Source organism: Rhizobium aethiopicum (assembly GCF_900094625.1).
Taxonomy (GTDB): Bacteria; Pseudomonadota; Alphaproteobacteria; order Rhizobiales; family Rhizobiaceae; genus Rhizobium; species Rhizobium aethiopicum.
Genome location: NZ_FMAJ01000005.1, coordinates 283,169 through 296,625, shown reverse-complemented (window position 1 = coordinate 296,625; position 13,457 = coordinate 283,169). Strand labels below are relative to the sequence as shown.

Genomic DNA, 13,457 nt, shown 5'->3' with positions numbered 1-13,457 from the left:
TTGCTGGGTCCGTCTCGGAGCCGGCTCACTCGTTGTCTTGGCTGCTGAAAATAAACGTATCGCGCGGCTAACGCGTACGGAATTGCAATAAGAATTTCTATTGAATTGCGATATTTGTAACAATAGATTGACTGCTAGCGCGGTGAAATGGAAAGCGCCGCGGCCCTTTCGGAACGCGGCGCTCTTATCGCGGCTGTGTCGGGAGTTTGCTGCTCAGGCCGTCAGCGGCACAAGATTGGCCTGGATCTCGTCGCGGTAGTCCTCGTATCTGCTCGGGAGTTTGAGAGCCTCCCCGAGATGCGCCGTGTCCTCATCCAGATCGAACCCCGGCTCGTTCGTGGCGACCTCGAACAGAACTCCGCCAGGTGTACGGAAGTAGATGGCCCAGAAGTAATCGCGGTCTATGACGGGCGTGACCTGATAGCCCGTGTCCATTAGGGACTTGCGCACCTCGAGCTGCTTCGCACGGTTGTCGACGGCGAAGGCGATGTGGTGAACCGAACCTGCGCCCGGACGCGCAAAAGGCGTCTTCGGCAATGCTGCGAGATCAATCGTATCCGCCCCGTTGCCATCGGGGATAACGAAGCGGGTCACATCGCCTTCCTTCTCGGCGCGCTGATAGCCCATGAAGCCGAGCAGCTCTTCGGTCGCAGCGGTGTCATGAAGGCTGAACCTTGCACCCGCGAAACCGCGGATGGCCCCATCGTCTGGGATTCCATCAACAACCCACGGAGCCCGCGCGTCGTCGGGGGATTCGATCAGCGCAAACCCGTCGCCGTCCGGTCCCATGAAGCGAAGTCGGTTCGCACCGAAGACGGTGTCCACTTCCAGGCCGTCCACACCTTGAGCGGTGAATCGATCCCGCCAGAACTTCAGCGAGCCTTTCGGCACCGAGAACTGGGTCTCGCCGACCTCGCCGACGCCGGAGCGGCCGAGCACCATGTTCGGGAACGGGAAATAGGTCATCACAGTCCCGGCGGAGCCTGTCTCGTCACCGTAGTAGAGGTGATAGACGCGGGGGTCGTCGAAGTTGACCGTTTGCTTGACACGGCGCAGGCCGAGAGTATCGGTGAAGAAGCGATTGTTCTGCCGCGCGTCCGATGCCATCGAAGTCACGTGGTGCAGTCCCTTGATGTCCTTGATCATGGAGATGCCTTTCAGTGGGCGTTGAAATTGTTGATCTCAAAACTACGCACGTTGATCGCCATCGGGTATTGCAATATTCCTCTCGATTGAATTGCAAATCTTGAAACAATAACATGAACGATTATAAAGCCCTCAGAACCTTCCTGCTCGCAGCCGAGAAACGAAATTTCGCCCAGGTCGCGCGTGAGCTGGACATGACGCCTGCGGCCGTCACACGCGCGATCGCAGCGCTCGAGGCGGAACTTGGCGTGCAGCTTTTCGTGCGCACGACGAGGCAGGTCTCGCTGACGACCGACGGCGCAATCTTCGCTGCCCAGATCCAGCCAGCGGTTAAGACGCTGGAAGAAGCGCGCCGGGATGTGATGAATGCACACAAGGCCGACGAAGGGCGGCTCCGGATCAGCGCGCCCACCTGGTTCGGCAAGACGGTGCTGCCGCCGATCCTGTCAGGTTTCAAGGAACGCTATCCGAAGATGAGCTTCGAGATCTCCTTGTCCGACGGTTTGGTGAACATCGTCGATGACGACTATGATCTGGCGATCCGCATCTCATCCCAGCCATCCGACAAGTACACGATCTGGAGAAAGATCAGAGTAGTGCCACGCATCCTGGTCGCGGCCCCGGGGAGCCGTTTCGCCGATATGCAACATCCCAACGAACTAAAGCCAGACGACTGCCTCGCCTATAGCGGCGAGAGCCGGCGAGAAAACTGGCTATTGTCCGACGGCGGCTCAAGTATCACGATCTCGGCGGGTCGTGCCTTCAGCGCCAACAGTGGCGAGGTACTGGCGGACATGGCCGCCGACGGTGCAGGTGTCGCGCTGCTTCCAGGATTCAACATCGCCGATCACATCAGGAGCGGTCGTCTCGTTCACGTCTTCAAGGGATGGGCGCCGCCTGACCTGTGGCTGACGCTGTTTTACCCGCCGTACCAAGCGCTTCCACCACGCATTGCTTCATTCTCGAAGTTCTTCGAAGAGCAGGTTGCGGCCCAGATGGTCATGTTGGATTGACGGATACCGCCGCGCATCATCACGGATTTGGAGAAGATGTGCACCTTCTCTCACATAGAACCATCCTGTTAAAGTGCCCGTAGTCTTGTGGCGACCATTTGCTGTAGCTGCCACAGGTTTCGATCTAAGATGTTCCGGCCCGCCAGATCCAAGACCGTCCGATGCAGGTATTCCGCGCACGACCCCGCCGGTCCGCATGCCTGAGCGATCAACACTGCTGCTTCATCGAGCGGTATCTTCTCCGTGAGCCGCGATCGCTTCGTGCTCGCCCAAAATGTCACTGCGCGACGTGTACCCGTCGGCGTCTTGACTGAAACCCATCGCACCATGTCGCACACCTCGGCATATCGAATTTCCCGCGCCAGAAGCGTACGCAGATTCTGCTTCTTCGTCGCGCAGGAAAACTTCAGGACGAGGCCCGAACAACTGCCTCCCGGCCGAAGCGCCAGCATCACACCCGGCGCATCGGAGGTGGCCCTCAGCCGTTCTATCCTCAACGAGAACGCACGATGCCACCCGTACGCAACCGCATCTTCCCTTGCGGCCACTTCAAAGCCCGGGTTCCACATCAAGGATCCATAAGCGAACACCCATATCTCCTCGTCGCCGGCCTCCTGCTCGACTCTGCTGACGAGTTCATCGAGTTGCTGAGACGAGATCGGGGTCCAGTTGGGCTCCGGGCCCTCGTCTTCGACTGGCTTGAAGGTTTTGGCTACGAGATCGGGGGTCAGTTGCATGGCAACCTGTACCCGTGTGTTGGCGGCGAGTGTTTTTCGCATGGTGGGAACCGTTTCAAGGAGATAACCGCCGGAGGACCATCCGCGTCCGGCGGTTCTTGGGTGTAGCTGTCGCCTGATCAATCAACGGGCTTGTCTATCACCGCACGAAATGCGATTTCGACGATCTGTTCAGCAAAGGCCAGCGCGGAAACGCCGATCAGATTGCTGGCGCACTGCGGCATGTCCGTGGCGTACATTTCCTTGCGAACCGTCGAACCTGCGGCGAATGCGCTCGGAACATCAAGAACGTACAGGGTCTCTTCGACGACATCATCGAGTGTGGCGCCAAATTTGGCGAGGAGCTTTTTCGCATTGACGTAGGTCTGGCGGATCTGCTCCTCCATCCGCGAGAAGTCCACAGGTCGACCATTGGCGTCGAGTTCTGCCGGAGCGATGAGCTTACCGTCGTCATCGTGGCTCAGCTGCCCGGAAACATAGATCGTGCCCTTGACCTGGACAGCCTGGACGTATCCGAAGGCGCGCTCCCAGGCGACGCCATGATTGGCGACCGTTTTGGCGTTGGAGTTGTTGGTCATGGTGGGTTCCTTACCAAAGAGGGTAGCGCGCCGAGCGCTCGTGGATGGTTCGGGAGGCGACGGGTGCGTGGGAGGCACGCACTCGTCGCCAGGACCGCTCAGGCCTTTAGGAAGGCGAGGAGGTCGGCGTTCAGCACATCGGCATTGACGGTCAGCATGCCATGCGAGAAGCCGGGGTAGGTCTTTAGCGAACCGTTCTTCAGAAGCTTCACCGACTTCAGCGCCGAGTCCGCAATCGGGACGATCTGGTCGTCCTCGCCATGCAGCACGAGCACAGGAACGGTGATTGCCTTCAGGTCCTCCGTCTGGTCGGTTTCGGAGAAGGCCTTGATACCGTCGTAGTGGGCTTTAGCGCCGCCCATCATTCCCTGCCGCCACCAGTTCTGGATCACCCCTTCCTGCACCTTGGTGCCTTCTCGGTTGAAGCCGTAGAACGGCCCGGCTGGAACGTCGCGGAAGAACTGCGCGCGGTTGGCGGCAAGGGCCGAACGGAATCCGTCGAACACTTCCATCGGTAGGCCTTCGGGATTGGTCTCGGTCTTGAGCATCAGCGGCGGCACGGCCGAAACGAGAACCGCTTTGGCGACGCGGCCGGCAGGCTCGCCATGCTTGGCCACATAACGGGCGACCTCGCCGCCACCGGTGGAATGACCGATATGGACGACATTCTTCAGGCCGAGCGCCTCGACGACGGCAAAGGCATCGGCTGCGTAATGGTCCATATCGTGACCATCGGCCACCTGGGCGGATCGGCCATGGCCACGACGGTCATGGGCGACGACGCGAAAACCTTTCGACAGGAAAAACAGCATCTGCGCATCCCAGTCGTCGGACGACAGCGGCCATCCATGGTGGAACATGATCGGCTGGGCGTCCTTAAGGCCCCAATCCTTGTAGAAGATTTCAACGCCGTCTTTGGTGGTTACATAGGCCATGGTCTTGGTTCCTTCGATTAGGTCATGCTGGGAGCAGCATTGGCTGCGAGGCTGAGAAAGGGTGAAATGCCATGGCCCCTGCTGTGGCGCCTATGGACAGCAGCGCGTCTCGGCGGGTTATGGAATAAGGAGGCTGGGTGATCTCCGTCCTGTGATTTCGTTATTGAAAACTTCAGGCGACGCCGTGTTCGTCTGATAGGGGTGATATTGCCGCCGTATCCTCACATCCACAATTGCGAGAATTATTTAGAATTTATTGCCTCGAGTGAAATAATCAGAGGTTTGGCCCGGAACGTCTGTAGAGCAAACCGGATCACTACTGTCGGCAAAGACCGCTTAATCGCGTGGGATCCGAGGATGGTCAGACAGATGATTTCAACGATGTTGGAACAGGCGTCTCGAGCAACTGCACCAAGTGACGCCTCTTTCAAAACGAGCAAAAGAGCCCCTATAAATGATCTGGAGGTCGAGGCACGTGTTGCTTAGAATGCCACCTCTATCTCGACCATATTCAGCAACCCGCCTTCGCGGGTCTGGGGCTTCCATTCGGGCGACATATTCCCCGTCGACCTTTGGTGGCTGGATTCACAGCAGACGTTCTCGGTTTGAAACCGTGAATCCATGTCAAGCAATAACAAAATCTTGATTGGCAGTGACAGTTATCACGTTTCGGATCAGCGCTATTTCCGTCAGTCATAGGAAACCGCCGGCTTTCGAGCATCGAGGGAGGGTAGGATGTTTCAAATTCGAAAATCATTGGCATTCGTGGCAGCCATAGTTGTGGTTGTCGTGGCGTCTTCCTGCACGACGAGCTCGACCGACTCCGTGCAGACCGGCTCGGTTGGATATAGCAGCGTCGACTATGGACTCAGACCTGCCTGCCGCGACGGCTTTGGCAACGATCGTCCTTGCAGCTATTAAATCGCATGGCTGCTCCACAGGATCAGGAAATACGCCGTCGGAAGCGATGATGCCCCGGAAAATCGTTACGAAAATCGACAAGCGTGCTACACAACCGGGATAGCGCTCTCAAGAAAGACAGTCATGCGGTATCTTCGGTCAGGGCCGCGTCGGCTTCGTACTCAGGAGATGGGCGCCCCGCGCGCCAAAACGGTTGGGCTGAGGTCAGGTGAGATTGCCGACCGGAATATTCGCGTCATTCTGGAGGCCATCCGCCGGCATGGGCCGCTGACGCGCACCGAGCTTGGCCGCCATAGCGGGCTGACCGGACCTGGCATCACAAATATCCTGCGGCGGCTCGCCGAAGAGAAGCTCGTGACGTCGAACCGGCGCAATGGGCTCGGCGGTGGGGCGACGGCCACGGAGTTTGCGCTGCGGCCGGAGGGGGCGTTTTCGATCGGCGTCAAGCTTCGCCGGACGCGTGGCGAGATCGTGCTGATCGATTTGAGCGGCCAGGTGCATGACCGGGTTTATTTCGACGTGGAACAGGAAGACGGCGTCGGCGCGGTGCATGCAGCGGCCCGGGACATGGTCGATCGGCATGCGACATCGCCGATCGTCGGGCTCGGGATCGCCGCCAATAATTGGAGCGATGCGCGGAGCGAGCAGCTCTCGGCGATGTCGATGGTCGCGCCTCTCTATGTCGAGAACGAATGCACGGCGAGCCTGCTTGCCGAGCGCACGATCGGCAGTTCGACGCCGGAAGGTGGGCTGGCGATGATCATCATCGACGATGACGTGCAGGCTGGCTTCCTCATCCGGGGCATTCCCTATTCCGGCGTGCACGGGCGGGCGGGCAGCATCGGTGAAATGCTGACCGGGCCAGACAATCTCCAGCTCAACACCGTCGTCGGTTTCAGCTCCCTGCGCTCACGCATCGGCGACCAGGACTTCGCGCGCCTGCTGAAGGGCGAGGAGTTCTCATCGCCGTCGCTGTCGCAATGGATACGCGAGGCCGCGGGCCACCTGCTCGACCCGATCATCGCCATGGCTGGCTTCATCGCCCCGAGCGTCGTGATGATCGGCGGCGACCTGCCGCAGGGCGTGATCCAGGCCCTGATCCATCAGCTCTCCGTCGAGCGGCGCGACACCTCGACCAGACCCTTGCTGACGCCCTGGATTTCGCCGATGCGGCCGGCAAGCTTCAGCGGCGGCGGCGTGGCGCTGGGTGCCGCCCTCCTGCCCTTCCTCAACACGCTGCTGCTGCCGCCGGCTTCGGCCTGAACCCAGAACTGCAGCGCACTTTATCCGGCTCAGTCGAGCGCCTCGTCGGCGTGGCTGAGATCGGAGGCGAGCGCCTTGTCGAGTACCTTCTGGATATTGGCGGCGCGACGGAAGGAGGGCTCCTGGGTCTTGCCCACCCGCACGGCCTGAACGAAACGCTGGTAGTTCGTCTCCACAGGATCGAAGGGCACATCGCGCCAGGTCGCCGTGTGCACGTCCTCTCCGAGACAGGCGCGCAGCGTCGATTTGCCGGTATCATAGATCATCTCGACCGATCCGGTTTCGCCATAGACCCTGAGGCGCAGCTGATCCAGCTGACCGGCGGCGGTGCGCGTCGCCTGGATCGTGCCGATCGCGCCATTGGTGAAATCGACATTCATCGTGAAGCTGTCATTGGCGTCGAGATCATATTCGCCGATCCTATGATCCGGCGCCTTGTCGAAGGTCTTCAGCCGCGCGAAGACATGGGCGATGTCGAGGCCGGAGCCATAGGAGGCGAAATCGACGATGTGGATGCCGATATCGCCGAGAGCGCCGTTAGAGCCGTGTTTTTTACTGAGCCGCCACAGCCATTTGCTTTCGCTCTTCCAATCGCCCCAGTGGCGGCCGACCAGCCAGCTTTGCAGATGCGACGCCTCGAGATGGCGCACCGCGCCGATATCGCCGGCGAGCACCATCTGCCGGCCCTTCTGCAGCGCCGGCGAGTTGCGATAGGTGAGGTTGACCATGCCGACCTTGCCGGCCCGTTCGATCGCCTCGGTCATTTCCATCGCTTTCACGGCATCGGTGGCGAGCGGCTTTTCGCAGAAGACATGTTTGCCGGCGGCGACGGCCTGGAGCGTCGTCGGGTGGTGGATGCTGTCAGGGGTGACGTTCGCCACCGCATCGAACTCGCCCCAGGCGAGCGCCTCCTCGAGTGTGGTGAAATGATTGGCGATGCCGTGTTCGGTGCAGAAGGCGGCCAGCCGCTCCGGCACGACATCGACGCCGCCGACGACGCTGACGCCTTCGATCGCCTTGAAGTGGGCGGCGTGCTGATTGGCCATGCCGCCGGTTCCGAGAATGAGTAAACGCATCTTCTCCTCCATGGGTTTCAGTTTCCGCTGCTGCTGCGGCCGAGCCAAAACAAACCGACGCCATCGCGGCCATCCGCGATCGCTCTAGCGATTCTTCAGGAAATTGTGGGGCGGATGCGCCGCGCGGCGGTGAGGCACACTCGATACCTAAATTTTAACGCGCATCCCTTCCGAAAACCGGGACGCGCGCTAGCTGCTGTTGAATGTCGCCAGCATCTCAACCTCCCAAGCTCTGGCTTGACATCAAATCAAAGTAACTTAATCTAATTAATGCAGCACGGAAATGAGGAGAGGTCAACCGACCGCCAGGCTGTATTCGTTCAAAATGGGGAGGAGACCCATCATGAAGAGCGCAACCGTCAGCGCATTGGCGCTGAGCACTGTCTTATTTTCAGCATCGACGATTTTTGCCCAGGAACTTGCCAGCAAAGACCGGATCGGCACTGCCGATGCGGCCAAAACCCTCGTCGTCCGCCTGACGAACGACAGCCCGAACAATTCCGATCCCGCCATCGCCGAGGGCTACCAGAAGCTCTTCGTTGATTTCATCAAGAAGCACCCGGACTGGAAATTGCAGATGCAATTCATGTCCTCGGATATCGGCACCGAACAGGCCAAGATGCTGGAGCAGGCCAAGGCCGGCAATGCTCCGGATTGCGCCGCCGTCGACTCCTTCGTGCTGTCGCAGTTCATGGTCAACAAGGTGCTGGCGGATTTCACGCCCTATTTCTCCAAGGAAGAAGTGGACGATCTCTTCCCCTTCATCCGCAGCGGCATCACCGACAAGGACCAGACGATCCGCGCCTGGTGGTGGGATACGGACCTTCGCGTGCTCTACCGCAACAAGTCTGTCGTTGCAGATGCGCCTGCGACCTGGGACGACCTGAAGAAGGCTGCGCTCGCCTCCACCAAGGAAGGCATGGAAGGCGTGCTCTTCAACGGCGGACGCTGGGAAGGCACGACCTTCGACTGGCTCGCCAATTATTGGGCGCTCGGCGGCAAGCTCGTCGATGATTCCGGCAAGCCGGTCTTCGGCGAAGGCGAGAATAAGGAGAAATTCCTGAAGGCGCTGAACTACTTCAAGGATCTCGTTGATTCCGGCGCAGCGCCGAAGCGCGTCACCACGATCGCCAACTACGACGACATGAATGCCGCGGCAGCTGCGGCGACGACGGCCCTCTTTATCGGTGGCAACTGGCAGTATGCGCAGCTGAAGTCGACGCTCGACGAAGAGGAATTCAAGAACTGGACCTTCTCGCCGATCCCCGGCCCGTCGGCCAATGAACGCTCGACCGGCACCGGCGGCTGGACGATCGCCTCCTTCAGCAAGGACAAGGAGAAGATCGAAATGTGCGCCAATCTGGCGCGCGAGGTCTATATGGGGCCGGCAAATGCGCTGCAGCAGCAGTTGCCCACCCGCAAGTCGCTGTTCGACAAGTACGAGGTGTTCTCGACGGAAGCCAACAAGACCTTCGCCAATGCGCTTGTCGACGGCCAGGCGCGCCCGGGCGTGCCGATCTATCCCGAGATCTCGAACCAGATCCAGATCATGATGGGTGACGTGCTCTCGGGAACGAAGAAACCGGAAGAAGCCCTGGATGCCGCATTCAGCGCGGCGATGGAGGCTTACAAGCGTCTGTGATGCCACGGCGTCCCTGGCGGCCAGCCCCTCATCCGGCTGCCGCCACCTCCCCGCAAGCGGGGAGAAGGGAATATGCCGCAAGCTCTTCGTTCCCATCCACCTCTCGCGGGGCCACGTCCCCTCTCCCCGCGAGCGGGAGAGGGTTAGGGTGAGGGCGGCCATCCTTACGAACTGGGACAGAGAAACCAATGAGCCCTATTGCCATCGAGGCCGACAGCCCGCCTCAAAGCAGAACGTTCATGCGCCGGTTCGCCGGCGCGCCGCTGCCCTGGATCATGCCCGTGATCATCGTCATCGGCATATTCTACCTTTATCCCGTCATCGACGTTTTCCGGCTTTCCTTCACAAATGCGACGCTGATCGGCGATACCCAGGACTATACGCTGGGGTCGATCGCCAATGCGCTGAGTTCGCCGCAGCTGCCGGATATTCTCTGGGCGACGCTGATCTTCGTCGGCGGCAGCGTCATCGGCCAGCAGATCCTGGGCCTTGCGGTCGCCGTCACCGTCATTCGCGGGGAAAAGCGCGGCCTGTTCGGCACCACGATCCTGAGGACGACGGCGCTCGTCGCCTGGGTCGTGCCCGGCATTGCCGGCGGCATCATCTGGCAGATGCTGTTTTCCGAAGCGCCTTATGGCGCGTTGAACAGCATTCTCAGGCTGATGCACATGCCGACCGTCGCCTGGCTTTCCGACCCGGCGATGGCGCCGTGGTCGACGCTGATCTCCAACATCTGGCGCGGCACGGCCTTCTCGATGGTCGTCATGTACGCGGCGCTGAAATCGATCGATCCCTCGCTCTATGAAGCGGCAGAGGTCGACGGCGCAACCGCATCGCAGCAGTTCTTGTTCGTGACGCTGCCGCAGCTGCGCGCCGCCATTCTCGTCAACATGATCCTGATCACCATCCAGACGGTGAACACCTTCGATGCGATCATCACGCTGACGGGCGGCGGCCCCGGGCGCGCGACCGAGGTGATCTCGCTCTACGTCTTCAACATCGTCTTCCGAAATTACGATCTCTCCGGCGGCAGCGTGCTCTCCGTCCTGATGCTGATCATCAGCCTCGGGCTTGCCTTCGTCTATGCGTCGTTCCTGCCGAAGGAGGAAGAGCAATGAGCGGACGCACCGGAACCCGGCTCGGCGATGCCATGAGCTATCTTTTCATGCTGGTGATGTTCGTCTTCTTCGCCGGCCCCCTCACCTATCTCCTCTCGATGGCGCTGCGTGACAAGCGCGAGGTCTATCGCGGCGCGGCGCGTTACATTCCCGACAATCCCACTATCCAGAATTTCATCACGGTTCTCAACAACAGCTATTTCCCGATCTATCTCTGGAACGGCTTGAAGCTTGCGGCTCTGAGCGGGCTCGGCGTGTTGATCGTTGCCCTGCCCGCCGCTTACGCATTCTCCCGCTTCCACTTCCGCGGCAAGGGCCTTTCGATGATGGGGCTGCTGCTCTTCCAGATGATTTCGCCGCTGGTCATCATGGTACCGCTCTATCGCTACATGAACCGCCTCGGCCTGCTGGATACGCATTTTGCCGTCGTCATGGTCTATATCGCCCTCGGCGTTCCCCTGGCGACCTGGCTGTTGAAAAGCACCGTCGATGGCATTCCGCGCAGCCTCGACGAGGCGGCGATGATCGACGGCTGCAACCGCTTCTCGGTCTTCTGGCGCATCATCCTGCCGCTGTCGGCGCCAGGCATCGCTTCCGTCTTCATCATCACAGTCATTGCCGGCTGGTCGCAATTCCTGGTGCCTTTCCTGCTGCTGACCAAAAATGACCTGATGCCGATCGGCGTCGGAATCTTTAACTTCCGCGGCATGCAGACCGACTCGTCCATCCAGCTGCTTGCCGCCGCCTGCCTGATTTCGGTCGTACCGGCGATCGTCGCCTTCCTGTCGCTCCAGAGGCTGATCCTCGGCGCGATGACCAGCGGCGCGGTGAAGGGATGAAGGGAGCTGCTTCACTCTCTAGCGTGAGGAAGGATTGAACACATGAACCAGACACTCGGCGCCAGGCACTCCCCCGATCTGACGGGCGCCAATGTCGAAGATGCCGGCGAGCACAACAGGGCTGTCGTTCTGCGCTGCATCCACCGACAGGCGCCGATTTCGCGCGCCGAAATCGCCAGGCGAACAGGATTCACCAAACCGGCGATCGCCCGGATCGTCGATCGCCTGCTCGACGAGGGCCTGATCATGGAGGCGCGCCGGCGGCATGGGCTGAGAGGACAGCCGGCGATCGAACTCGAGATCAATCCGGATGCCTATTACGCCATCGGCATCAACATCGATCGCGACCACCTGACGATCCTCGCCGTCGACGCCGTCGGCAATGTGCGCGCCCGCGTGCATCACGAGAAACGTTTCATCCTGCCGGCCGAATTCATGCAGCTGACAGCTGATGCGATCTCACATTTCCAGCGCAGCCGGCTGATCGATGACGCGCGTCTTTGCGGCATCGGGCTGGCAATGCCCGATTGGCTCGGCGAGATCTCGCTACTCGGCAAGCCCGATAGCTATCAGGAATGGACTGATTTCGACGTGCGTGCAGCCATCGAAAACCTGACGCAGCATCCCGTCTTCATCGAAAACGAGGCCAATGCGGCGGCCCTTGCCGAACTCGATTACGGCCTCGGCGCGGAAAGCAGCAGTTTCTTCTATATCGCCGTCAATGCCTGTCCGGGCGGCGGCCTCGTGCTCGACGGCAACGGCCATCGCGGCGCCATGGGCCTCAGCGGCGAGATCGGCTGGCTTCCGATTGCCGACGGCCGCGACGGCGAAGCGCAGAAGGTCCAGCTTCTCGGCGAGATCTTCTCGCTGTTCTTCCTCTATGATTTCCTCGCCCGGCACGGGATCAAGGTGAGCGTTCCCCAGGATCTGCTGGCGCTCGATGCGCGCGGCAAACGCCTCGTTTCGCAATGGCTGAAGGAAATGAGCGCGCATCTCGCCGTCGCCGTCAAACATATCGCCATGATCGTCGATCCCGACGCCGTGCTCGTCGGCGGCCGGCTGCCGATCCGCATCGTCGATGAATTGCTGCGTTATGTGCACGAACATCTCGACGCGGAGGACACGAACCTGCCCTCGCTGCATCGCGCCTCGATCGGCGAGGACGCCTCGGCCATGGGCGCGGCCGCGATGCCGATGGCGGCGGCCCTCATGCTTGCATCGGCTGATGTGGCGCAGCGCACGCGCTCGCCGCTCAAATTCATGGATCGGCTGAACAGTTGAAACGGCCGCAAGGCCCCGGATCTCGATGAAGATCGGAGGATATGATGAAGATCGGCTTCTATACCTCGACATTCAACGACCGCCCGCTGGAGGAAGTGGTGGATTTCGCCGCATCGGCGGGGTTCGAAGCGATCGAGATCGATGTCGGCGGCCATATCAAAACGCCCGAGCGGGTAGCCGACGCCGTCTCGCTGGCAAGAAGCCGCGGCCTCTTCGTCTCGTCGATCGCTCTTTTCGGCAACCAGCTCGATGCCGACCGCGACAAACGCCGGGAGCTTCGGGTAAGAACTTCAGAATTTGCAAGCGCCATTGGGCAAGCGGGCGTCCCGATCTTCGTGATCTTCCCCGGGCGGAACGACACGGCGAGCGACGAGGCCAATTACGACGACTTCGCCGACTTCGCGAACGGGCTGATCGCAGAGACACAGGCAAGCGGCCTTACCTTCGCGATCGAGAACTGGCCGGGACCAAAGGACAATTTCGTCGGGACGACGCCGAAGGGATGGCAGGAGCTTTTCCGCCGGATCGAGGACCGCCGCTTCGGACTCGAATTCGATCCCTCGCACCTCATCCGCATCGGTGTCGATCCCTATCGGGCGCTGGAAGCGGTAAAGGATCGCATCGTCATCCTGCACGCCAAGGATACGGCGATCGATGCCGAGGCCCTGCAGGCGATCGGCTATCACGGCAAGGGCTGGTGGCAATACAAGCTGCCAGGGCTCGGCCTGCTCGACTGGCCGCGTTTCCTCAGGCAGGCGCGCGGCTACGGTTTCGACGGCACGTTGTCGATCGAGCACGAGGATGCCGCCTATGGCTGGCCGGGCAAGGATCTCTCTGCACGCAAGGAGGGCGAGCGCCTCGGCCTCGATTATCTCAAAAGTGTCCTCAACGGACTTTGACGGCGAATT

The 13,457-nt window shown here is 60.5% G+C and carries 13 protein-coding genes; 8 read left to right on the top strand and 5 right to left on the bottom strand.

Annotated features, from left to right (window positions below; all coding sequences use genetic code 11):
• Positions 1-213: 213 nt before the first annotated feature.
• Positions 214-1,146, bottom strand: a complete 933-nt coding sequence (locus GA0061105_RS13560) for a VOC family protein (protein ID WP_092750662.1) — start codon at positions 1,144-1,146, stop codon at positions 214-216.
• Between the two features lie 113 nt (positions 1,147-1,259).
• On the opposite strand from GA0061105_RS13560, the gene GA0061105_RS13555 reads away from it, so the two are divergent.
• Complete coding sequence (locus GA0061105_RS13555; protein WP_092750660.1) at positions 1,260-2,159, top strand: LysR family transcriptional regulator; 900 nt, start codon at positions 1,260-1,262, stop codon at positions 2,157-2,159.
• Between the two features lie 68 nt (positions 2,160-2,227).
• Here the strand turns inward: GA0061105_RS13555 and GA0061105_RS13550 are convergent, their stop codons facing one another.
• The 3 genes from GA0061105_RS13550 to GA0061105_RS13540 form a co-directional block, all read right to left on the bottom strand.
• Positions 2,228-2,938, bottom strand: a complete 711-nt coding sequence (locus GA0061105_RS13550; RefSeq protein WP_092750658.1) for a gamma-glutamylcyclotransferase — start codon at positions 2,936-2,938, stop codon at positions 2,228-2,230.
• Between the two features lie 77 nt (positions 2,939-3,015).
• Complete coding sequence (locus GA0061105_RS13545) at positions 3,016-3,474, bottom strand: Rid family hydrolase (RefSeq protein ID WP_092750656.1); 459 nt, start codon at positions 3,472-3,474, stop codon at positions 3,016-3,018.
• 98 nt (positions 3,475-3,572) lie between these two features.
• Positions 3,573-4,409 carry an alpha/beta fold hydrolase gene (locus tag GA0061105_RS13540; RefSeq protein ID WP_092750654.1) on the bottom strand — a complete coding sequence of 279 codons (837 nt, stop codon included), beginning with the start codon at positions 4,407-4,409 and terminating at the stop codon, positions 3,573-3,575.
• 735 nt (positions 4,410-5,144) lie between these two features.
• On the opposite strand from GA0061105_RS13540, the gene GA0061105_RS33380 reads away from it, so the two are divergent.
• On the top strand, positions 5,145-5,330 hold the full coding sequence (locus GA0061105_RS33380; RefSeq protein ID WP_092750652.1) for a hypothetical protein: 186 nt from the start codon (positions 5,145-5,147) through the stop codon (positions 5,328-5,330).
• A gap of 123 nt (positions 5,331-5,453) precedes the next feature.
• Entirely contained in the window at positions 5,454-6,593 is a 1,140-nt protein-coding gene (locus GA0061105_RS13530) for an ROK family transcriptional regulator (protein WP_092750650.1), read from the top strand.
• A 29-nt stretch (positions 6,594-6,622) separates the two neighbouring features.
• Here GA0061105_RS13530 and GA0061105_RS13525 read toward each other — a convergent pair whose 3' ends face one another.
• The gene (locus GA0061105_RS13525; RefSeq protein WP_092750921.1) at positions 6,623-7,669 is read right to left on the bottom strand and encodes a Gfo/Idh/MocA family protein; all 1,047 of its coding nucleotides are present in this window, start codon (positions 7,667-7,669) and stop codon (positions 6,623-6,625) included.
• A gap of 343 nt (positions 7,670-8,012) precedes the next feature.
• On the opposite strand from GA0061105_RS13525, the gene GA0061105_RS13520 reads away from it, so the two are divergent.
• From GA0061105_RS13520 to GA0061105_RS13500, 5 genes are all read left to right on the top strand, one after another.
• The gene (locus tag GA0061105_RS13520) at positions 8,013-9,311 is read left to right on the top strand and encodes a type 2 periplasmic-binding domain-containing protein (protein ID WP_092750648.1); all 1,299 of its coding nucleotides are present in this window, start codon (positions 8,013-8,015) and stop codon (positions 9,309-9,311) included.
• A 188-nt stretch (positions 9,312-9,499) separates the two neighbouring features.
• Entirely contained in the window at positions 9,500-10,429 is a 930-nt protein-coding gene (locus tag GA0061105_RS13515) for a carbohydrate ABC transporter permease (protein ID WP_064692738.1), read from the top strand.
• Positions 10,426-11,268, top strand: coding sequence for a carbohydrate ABC transporter permease (locus GA0061105_RS13510; RefSeq protein WP_092750646.1), 843 nt, complete (start codon positions 10,426-10,428; stop codon positions 11,266-11,268). Before GA0061105_RS13515 ends, GA0061105_RS13510 begins: the two co-directional genes overlap by 4 nt.
• Positions 11,269-11,310: 42 nt before the next feature.
• A complete protein-coding gene (locus GA0061105_RS13505) occupies positions 11,311-12,549 on the top strand; it encodes an ROK family transcriptional regulator (protein WP_092750644.1) in 1,239 nt (412 codons plus the stop codon).
• 44 nt (positions 12,550-12,593) lie between these two features.
• On the top strand, positions 12,594-13,448 hold the full coding sequence (locus GA0061105_RS13500) for a sugar phosphate isomerase/epimerase family protein (protein WP_092750642.1): 855 nt from the start codon (positions 12,594-12,596) through the stop codon (positions 13,446-13,448).
• Positions 13,449-13,457 lie beyond the last annotated feature (9 nt).

Excerpts from the sequence above, each read along its gene's own strand:
- GA0061105_RS13560 (WP_092750662.1), bottom strand. The coding sequence starts at position 1,146 with ATGATCAAGGACATCAAGGGACTGCACCACGTGACTTCGATGGCATCG.
- GA0061105_RS13555 (WP_092750660.1), top strand. The coding sequence starts at position 1,260 with ATGAACGATTATAAAGCCCTCAGAACCTTCCTGCTCGCAGCCGAGAAA.
- GA0061105_RS13550 (WP_092750658.1), bottom strand. The coding sequence starts at position 2,938 with ATGCGAAAAACACTCGCCGCCAACACACGGGTACAGGTTGCCATGCAA.
- GA0061105_RS13545 (WP_092750656.1), bottom strand. The coding sequence starts at position 3,474 with ATGACCAACAACTCCAACGCCAAAACGGTCGCCAATCATGGCGTCGCC.
- GA0061105_RS13540 (WP_092750654.1), bottom strand. The coding sequence starts at position 4,409 with ATGGCCTATGTAACCACCAAAGACGGCGTTGAAATCTTCTACAAGGAT.
- GA0061105_RS33380 (WP_092750652.1), top strand. The coding sequence starts at position 5,145 with ATGTTTCAAATTCGAAAATCATTGGCATTCGTGGCAGCCATAGTTGTG.
- GA0061105_RS13530 (WP_092750650.1), top strand. The coding sequence starts at position 5,454 with ATGCGGTATCTTCGGTCAGGGCCGCGTCGGCTTCGTACTCAGGAGATG.
- GA0061105_RS13525 (WP_092750921.1), bottom strand. The coding sequence starts at position 7,669 with ATGCGTTTACTCATTCTCGGAACCGGCGGCATGGCCAATCAGCACGCC.
- GA0061105_RS13520 (WP_092750648.1), top strand. The coding sequence starts at position 8,013 with ATGAAGAGCGCAACCGTCAGCGCATTGGCGCTGAGCACTGTCTTATTT.
- GA0061105_RS13515 (WP_064692738.1), top strand. The coding sequence starts at position 9,500 with ATGAGCCCTATTGCCATCGAGGCCGACAGCCCGCCTCAAAGCAGAACG.
- GA0061105_RS13510 (WP_092750646.1), top strand. The coding sequence starts at position 10,426 with ATGAGCGGACGCACCGGAACCCGGCTCGGCGATGCCATGAGCTATCTT.
- GA0061105_RS13505 (WP_092750644.1), top strand. The coding sequence starts at position 11,311 with ATGAACCAGACACTCGGCGCCAGGCACTCCCCCGATCTGACGGGCGCC.
- GA0061105_RS13500 (WP_092750642.1), top strand. The coding sequence starts at position 12,594 with ATGAAGATCGGCTTCTATACCTCGACATTCAACGACCGCCCGCTGGAG.